We start from the raw sequence: 5,478 nt of genomic DNA on the forward strand, positions 1-5,478 counted from the left end.
CATCCGGATCGTGCCGCAGCCGAAGTGACTTTTGGCGGTCGCGCCAAGCGATCGCAAAAAGTCATCCCGGGGCGATGCGTCAGCATCGAACCCGGAATCTCGAGATCCCCCGGTGCGCAATTGCGCACCTGAGGTCTGGTCCTTCGGACCATCCCGGGATGACTACGTTGGACTACGCCGTGCGCACGCGGTCGAGGAAGCTGTCGACCTCGGCCTTCAGATGCACGCTCTCACCCGACAGCGCCTGGGCGGAGGCGAACATCCGGCTGGAGGTCTCGCCGGTCTCGCTGGCGCCCTTGGCGGCATGGCGGACATTGACCGCGACGTCGGCGGTGCCGGAGGCCGCCGCACGAACGCTGGCCGCGATGTTGTGGGTGGCGCTCCTCTGCTGCTCGACCGCGGCCGAGATCGAGCCGGCGATGCCGCTGATGCGCTCGATGGTCTGGCTGATCGCCCTGATGGCGGTGACCGACTCCTCGGTCGCAAGCTGCATGCTGGCGATCTGGTTCGAGATCTCGTCGGTCGCCTTGGCGGTCTGGCCGGCGAGCGTCTTGACCTCCTGGGCGACGACCGCGAAGCCGCGGCCTGCGTCGCCGGCGCGCGCGGCCTCGATGGTGGCATTCAGCGCCAGCAGATTGGTCTGCTCGGCGATCGAGGTGATCAGCTTGACGACGTCGCCGATGCGCGAGCCCGCCTCGGAGAGCTGCGCGATGCGCTGATCGGTGGCCTCGGCCTGTCGCACCGCCTCGGCGGAGATTTGGTTGGACTCCTGAACCCTGCGGGTGATCTCGGAGATCGATTGGGACAGCTCGTCGGAGGCCGAAGCCGCCGAGCGCACATGCTCGGAGGCGGTCTCGGAAGCCCCGGCCGACTGGGCCGACAGATCGGCGGTGGAGCGTGCGGTGTCGGTGAGTTGCCGCGCCACGCGCTCGAATTCGCCGGAGGAGCTCAGGACCTTGTCGAGGATGYCGCCGACGCTGCCGCGGAACTCCTCGACGAAATTGCGCAGCTCGGATTTGCGCTGCTCCGCCGCGGCAGCCGACGCCGCCGCCTGCTCGCTGCGCAGGCGCGCCCGCTCCAGCGAATTGCTCTTGAACACGGCGACCGTGCGGGCGATCTCGCCGATCTCGTCGGCGCGGTCCTCGCAGTCGATCGCGACGTCGCTCTGGCCGTCGGCGAGCGCCGTCAGCGAGCGCGTGACCGAGGTCAGCGGCCGGGTGACGCGGCGGACGACCAGCAGGGTGAGGACCAGGACCAGCAGCGCGGCGATGCCGGCCGCGATGGCCATGCTCTCGATGGCCTGCGCCAGCATGCTCTCGAACTGCGCCATCGGGATACCGACATAGAGGATGCCGGCGACCTTGCCGGTTGCATCCGCGACCGGGAAATAGGCCGTCATGAAGGACTTGCCGAACAGCATGGCCGGACCCTTGTAGGCCTCGCCACGGCGCAGCTGGGCCTGCGCCGGATGGTCCGCGGCAAGCTGGGTGCCGACGGCGCGGTCGCCATTCTCCTTCTTCACGTTGGTCGAGCGGCGGACGAACTGCCCGCTCGCATCGTCGAACACGAACAGGGTGGCGTTGCCGCCGACATAGGACACCGCGCGATCGACGATGGCGTGATCCCTAAAATCCGGCATCTTGGGGATCTCGGCGCGCACCACCGCGCCATCCCTCATCGTGATCCTGGCGTCAGGAACGATCTCGGCAAAAGCCAGGGCCAGCGTGCGCAGATTGGCCTCGATGTCGCGCAGCGCGCGCTCGTTGAAGGCGGAGGTCAGCGACCAATAGCCCGCGCCGACCACCAGCGCCGTGTTCATCGCGATCAGCAGCACGGCGCACAGGACGGCCTTGGTGCCAAGTTTGAATTGCGGCAGGAACTTCGCCGTCGAAAGATTGGACATGAATGGAACTACCCCCGTAATTCCTGCATATACGTGCAATCGGCTTACGGTCGCATTAACGACGGTTCACACCATTGGACGCGGCATGGTTTCCAAAATGTAAACGAGGACATCCCTGACCACGCCAAGCGCGCCGCCCATCATCGTCTGGTTCCGCGACGACCTCCGCCTGTCCGATCATCCTGCCCTTCATGCCGCTGCGAAGACCGGCGCGCCGGTGATCTGCCTCTATGCGCTGGACGAGACGGCCGGACGCGCACCGGGCGGCGCGGCGCGCTGGTGGCTGGCGCAGTCACTGCGCGCGCTCGGCGCCGAGATCGCCGCGCGCGGGGGATCGCTGATCCTGCGCAAGGGACCGGCGGCCAGGGTGATCCCCGAGGTGGCGCGCGAGAGCCGCGCCGGCGCGGTCTACTGGAACGGGATCGCGCAGGCGCCGCATCAGGCAGTCGAGAAACAGCTCACAGCAGCGCTGGCAAAGCTCGGTGTCGACTCGCAAAGCTTCCCGGGAGACCTCTTGGTCCCGCCTTCAGCGATCCGCAACAAGGAGGGCCGCGGCCTGCGCGTGTTCACGCCGTTCTGGCGGCGGGTGCTGGCGCTCGGCGATCCGCCCAAACCGCTACCTGCACCGAAAGCGCTACGCCCCGGCCCCAAGGTCGCCAGCGACGCGCTGGAGCATTGGCACCTCGAGCCGAGCAAGCCCGACTGGGCCGGCGGCCTGCGCGAGAGCTGGACGCCGGGTGAGGCCTCCGCCCGCGCGCGCCTGCGCGACTTCCTCAAGCACACCGCGCGCGGCTATGCCGGCGACCGCGACCGCCCGGACCGGCTGGGCACGTCAGGCCTGTCGCCGCACTTGCGGTTCGGCGAGCTCAGCCCGCGTCAGGTCTGGCATGCCGCGCGCTTCGCGGCGGCCGAGAACCCCGCGCTCGGGCCCGGCATCGAAAAATTCCTGAGCGAGCTCGGCTGGCGCGAATTCTGCCGCCATCTCCTCCACGACCACCCCGACCTCGCCACCGAAAACCTGCAAGCCAATTTCGACGGCTTCCCCTGGAAGCCCGACGCCAAGGCGCGCGCCGCCTGGCGGCGCGGGCGCACCGGCTACCCCATCGTCGATGCTGGCCTGCGCGAGCTCTGGCACACCGGCGTGATGCACAACCGGGTGCGGATGGTGGTCGCCTCCTTCCTGGTCAAGCACCTCCTGATCGACTGGCGCGATGGCGAGAGCTGGTTCTGGGACACGCTGGTCGATGCGGACGCCGGCAGCAATCCCGCCAACTGGCAGTGGGTCGCCGGCTGCGGCGCCGACGCCGCGCCCTACTTTCGCATTTTCAATCCGGTGCTCCAGGGCGAGACGTTCGACCCGGATGGAACCTACGTCCGCCGCTGGGTGCCGGAACTGCGAGCGCTGCCGCCAAAGCTGATCCACCAGCCCTGGCGGGCAATGCCGATCGAGCTCGCGAGCGCGGGCGTCACGCTCGGTGAAACCTACCCGCAGCCGATCGTCGACCACGCCAAAGGGCGCGAGCGCGCGTTGGCTGCCTACGCAAAGATCCGCAAAGATTGAGCGTTGCTTTGACACAATTTGGAATCCCGCTATCGTCATCGTTCCGTTCAAACCGTGGGGGACAATATGGACGACGATAAACCCGTAACCGAGCAGGCGATGGAGCCGATCACCACCGCCGTGGAAGCGCCCAAGGACACCGCAGTCCCTGCCGTCAAGAAGGTCAAGAAAGCCGCCAAGAAGGTCGCGAAGAAGGTAGCGCCGAAGAAGGCCGCCAAGAAGGCCAAGAAGGCAACGAAGAAAGCTGCCAAGAAGTCGTCGAAGAAAGCGGCCAAGAAGACCGCGAAGAAGGCAGCCAAGAAGACTGCAAAGAAAGCTCCCAAGAAAGCCGCCAAGAAGAAGAAAAAGGCCAAGAAGGCCAAGCGCTGATCGCAGCCCAAGGATAGCTCAGAGCGAGCCTCCGGGTGCGGCGCACCCGGAGGCTTTGCGGTGAAGTGCCCTACCCTCGCCGCTTGGCTGCGCGCCGGCCCGGGTGATGCTCGCCTTGCGGATCGCGAAATTCGCTGCGATGGCCGCGGCGGTCCTCCTTGGCGAATCGCCTCCGCTTCTCTGGTGAGCCAAACTGCTTGATCACCCTCCTGCCGTTGACCTTCTTGATGACGTAGCCGCCTTCCGTCATCGAGAACGGCGCCTTCAGCGATCCCATATGGTCGAATTTGGTGCCGCGAGGATGCTCGAACGGCTCGAACCAGGACGGATAGACGAAGTTCGACATCGGAAAGCCGTTGACGAGAAAAGACTCCTCCTCCACGGCGTCGCAGACCTCGTAGGCATATTGGGTGTGCCGGGTCTTGTCGGCCCACAGATTGGCCATCGGATCGAGAACCATCTCGAACAGTTCGTGTGATGCCGCCAGGCTGACTGGATCGTCCTCGCCGAGCGCCTTCAGAAAGATCTTTGAGATCGGCTGGCCGCGATGCGTCAGCTCGTGCCGCCCGAGGAAGTTCTTGTGGGTGGCGTCGTCAAAATAGAGCAACTGCCAGTCCGTCGGCTTTGGCTTTTGGGTGACGTCGAGGTCGATGGGATAGYCCCAGACCGGCAGGAAATGCTCGTCGTAGCATTTCTGGAGCGCGGCGGTGAGCCTCCCCATCATCCGGTCGCTCATCAGCTCTTCCGCGTAGTTGATGCATGCGATGCGGACAGGCTTCAGGGACCTGCCGAGCAGTGCGCGTCTCGCCTTTTTCATGGAAATCACCGTGGCCAAAGGGAAGCTGAAATGCGCGCAGCCTAGCATGAGCGGCGCCGCACGTCAGGGATGTATTGCGGCGGCATGGCCTACCGGCCTAGGAGCGCCGGTTGACCACGAACACCGCGGCCGCGCACATCGCCATGCCGGCGATCGCGAGCGCGTCGAGCTTTTCGTCGAACAACACATAGGCCATCAGCGCCGTGACGGCGGGCACCAGGTAGAACAGGCTCGCGACCGAGGTCGCCGCGGCATGGCGGATCAGCCAGTACAGCAGCCCGATCGATCCGATCGAGAGCGCGACGGCGAGCCAGGCAAGCCCGAGCACGAACTCGCGCGTCCAGTGCACCACACGGTCTTCGAACAGGAAGGCACCGACCGCGAAGAAGATCGTGAGGCGACATATTGCACGAGATTGCCGGCGCGCCAGTCGATGTGGTTGCAGTAGCGCCGCTGATAGAGCGTGCCGAGCGTGATGCTGATCAGCGAGACCACCGAGGCGAGCCAGCCGAACCCGGCTTCGCCGGTCATGGGGCGGTTGTGCAGGATCAGCACCACGCCGCCGAGGCCGAGCACGAGCCCGGCCCATTGCACCGGCGTCACCTTGTCGCCGAGCCAGCGGTTCGCAATGGTCGAAGTCAGGATCGGCTGGAGGCCCGGAATGAGCGCGGAGAGCCCGGCCGGAATCGAATGCGCGATCGCGATCGCGGTGCCGCCGAGATAGAAGCCATGGACAAGGATGCCGGCCACCGCGCTGTGCGCGATGCCGACACCATCAGGCCATTTCGGCCGCGCAATCGCGACGATCATCGCCATCAGACCGACCAC

4 protein-coding genes and 1 pseudogene are annotated in these 5,478 nt (G+C 66.1%); 2 read left to right on the forward strand and 3 right to left on the reverse strand.

What is annotated here, in order from left to right:
* Positions 1-172 precede the first annotated feature (172 nt).
* Positions 173-1,903: a methyl-accepting chemotaxis protein gene (locus ACXJL8_RS32615; RefSeq protein WP_456686266.1), complete on the reverse strand. Its 1,731-nt coding sequence runs from the start codon at positions 1,901-1,903 to the stop codon at positions 173-175.
* Positions 1,904-2,072: 169 nt separating this feature from the next.
* Between ACXJL8_RS32615 and ACXJL8_RS32620 the strand changes: the two genes are divergently transcribed.
* Positions 2,073-3,464 (forward strand): cryptochrome/photolyase family protein, encoded by a 1,392-nt coding sequence (locus tag ACXJL8_RS32620; protein WP_456618342.1) that lies wholly within the window; start codon positions 2,073-2,075, stop codon positions 3,462-3,464.
* 66 nt (positions 3,465-3,530) lie between these two features.
* Positions 3,531-3,833, forward strand: a complete 303-nt coding sequence (locus ACXJL8_RS32625; RefSeq protein WP_456618343.1) for a histone — start codon at positions 3,531-3,533, stop codon at positions 3,831-3,833.
* A 70-nt stretch (positions 3,834-3,903) separates the two neighbouring features.
* Here the strand turns inward: ACXJL8_RS32625 and ACXJL8_RS32630 are convergent, their stop codons facing one another.
* Together ACXJL8_RS32630 and ACXJL8_RS32635 are read right to left on the reverse strand one after the other, a co-directional pair.
* On the reverse strand, positions 3,904-4,650 hold the full coding sequence (locus tag ACXJL8_RS32630; protein WP_456686267.1) for a hypothetical protein: 747 nt from the start codon (positions 4,648-4,650) through the stop codon (positions 3,904-3,906).
* Positions 4,651-4,747: 97 nt separating this feature from the next.
* A pseudogene (locus tag ACXJL8_RS32635) lies at positions 4,748-5,478 on the reverse strand (DMT family transporter); the annotation flags it as partial.

The sequence above is a fragment of the Bradyrhizobium sp. P5_C11_2 genome (genome assembly GCF_054049755.1).